This is a genomic window from Mesorhizobium sp. M7A.F.Ca.CA.004.06.1.1 (assembly GCF_003999135.1).
Taxonomy (GTDB): domain Bacteria; phylum Pseudomonadota; class Alphaproteobacteria; order Rhizobiales; family Rhizobiaceae; genus Mesorhizobium.
Genome location: NZ_RZPQ01001004.1, coordinates 1 through 1,698, shown reverse-complemented (window position 1 = coordinate 1,698; position 1,698 = coordinate 1). Strand labels below are relative to the sequence as shown.

General features: G+C 64.5%; 2 protein-coding genes. One reads left to right on the top strand and one right to left on the bottom strand.

Going from position 1 to position 1,698, the window contains the following annotated elements; genetic code table 11:
• The coding region (locus tag EN906_RS33195) for a helix-turn-helix domain-containing protein (RefSeq protein WP_164777571.1) at positions 1–322 on the bottom strand (322 nt) is incomplete at its 3' end.
• Positions 323–424: 102 nt separating this feature from the next.
• Here EN906_RS33195 and EN906_RS33190 point away from each other — a divergent pair.
• Positions 425–1,666: an MFS transporter gene (locus EN906_RS33190; RefSeq protein ID WP_127273130.1), complete on the top strand. Its 1,242-nt coding sequence runs from the start codon at positions 425–427 to the stop codon at positions 1,664–1,666.
• The last annotated feature ends 32 nt before the right edge of the window (positions 1,667–1,698 follow it).

The window sequence follows — 1,698 nt, the reverse complement described above, 5'->3', positions numbered from 1 at the left end:
GTCCGGCGAAGTAGGTCTCGCCCCATTGCCGCAGGGCAACCAGGACATAGAACAGGCCGCGTCCCTTTTGCGTCAGCACATATTCATGGTGCGCGCTGCCGTCGGGTGCCGGGACCGTTTCGAGGATGCCATGCGCGACGAGATTGCGCAGCCGCGACGACAGGATGTTCTTGGCGACGCCGAGGCTCTTCTGGAATTCGCCGAAGCGCCGCAAGCCGTCGAACGCGTCACGCACGATGAGCAGCGACCACCAGTCGCCAATCGCGTCCAGTGGTCGCGCTATGAGGCAATCCGCTTCGTGGTGGCTCGTTCGTTTCACCATGGCAGTCGTTGGTCCAGCATTCGATTTTCGGTTGCAACATAAAACTGTTCTGCCTATCCAGCAAGAGGTTTCAAGTTGAAACCTTTTATGGAGAGAGCAGACATGAACATGCAGGTGGTGAACAGCGGTGCAACAAGCCTCGAGCAATCCGATGGGCCGCCTCGGGTGGCGCCGCCGCCTGCGGGATTGTCACGATTGACCGCGCTGATCTTCGCCATCGCCTGCGGCCTGAGCGTTGCCAATGTCTATTTCGCCCATCCGCTGCTCGACGCCATGGCGCATGATTTTGCTATCGCGCCGGCCTCGGTTGGCATCGTGGTGACGGTAACGCAGATCGGCTATGGGCTCGGCCTGTTCTTTATCGTGCCGCTGGGCGACCTGTTCGATCGCCGCAAGCTGATTGCCGGGCAGGCGATTCTGTCTGCCGTGGCGCTGGTGGCGGTCGGGGTCGCGCCCAATGCGGCGATGCTGCTGGCGAGCCTGGCGGTGGTCGGGCTGCTTGCGGTGGTGGTGCAGGTGCTGGTCGCCTTCGCTGCCGACCTCGCCGTAGCGTCGCAGCGGGGGCGGGCGGTCGGCACCGTCACCAGCGGTGTCATCCTGGGCATCCTGCTTGCCCGCTTCGCTTCAGGGGTCGTCGCCGATTTCGCCGGTTGGCGCTGGGTTTATCTTGTCTCGGCCGGGTTGACGCTTGTCATGGCGATGGTTCTCTACCTGATCCTGCCGCGCCACGAGGCGGAGCGGCCACGCACATCCTATCCGCGCCTGCTCGCTTCGGTGCTGCTGCTGTTCGCGCAGGAGCCGCTGCTGCGCGTGCGGGCGGTGCTGGCCATGCTGATCTTCGCCAGCTTCAACGTGCTGTGGGCGCCGCTGGTGCTGCCGTTGAGTGCTGCGCCATTTTCACTTTCGCATACCGAGATTGGGCTTTTCGGCCTTGCGGGCGTCGCCGGCGCGCTCGGTGCGCGCTGGACCGGCGGCCTCGTCGATCGCGGCCGCGGCCAGTTGGTCACCGGCTTCAGCCTGCTGCTGATGATGGCAGCCTGGCTGCCGATCGCCTTCATGGGCATGTCGCTGTGGCTGCTCGTTGCCGGCATCGTCATGCTCGATCTGGCGATCCAGGCCGTCCACGTCACCAACCAGAGCCTGATCTTCGCCCGGCGCCCGGATGCGCGCAGCCGACTGGTTGGCGGCTATATGATCTTCTACTCGGTCGGCAGTGCCCTGGGCTCCATCGCCTCGACCATGGCTTACGGTGCAATGGGCTGGAATGGCGTCTGTGTGCTTGGCGCCGGCATCGGCCTGTTGGCGCTGCTGTTCTGGGCGTTGACGCTGCGCGTCGGCAGATAGGCCTATGGCGACGGCGCGGTGTCGAGACTGTC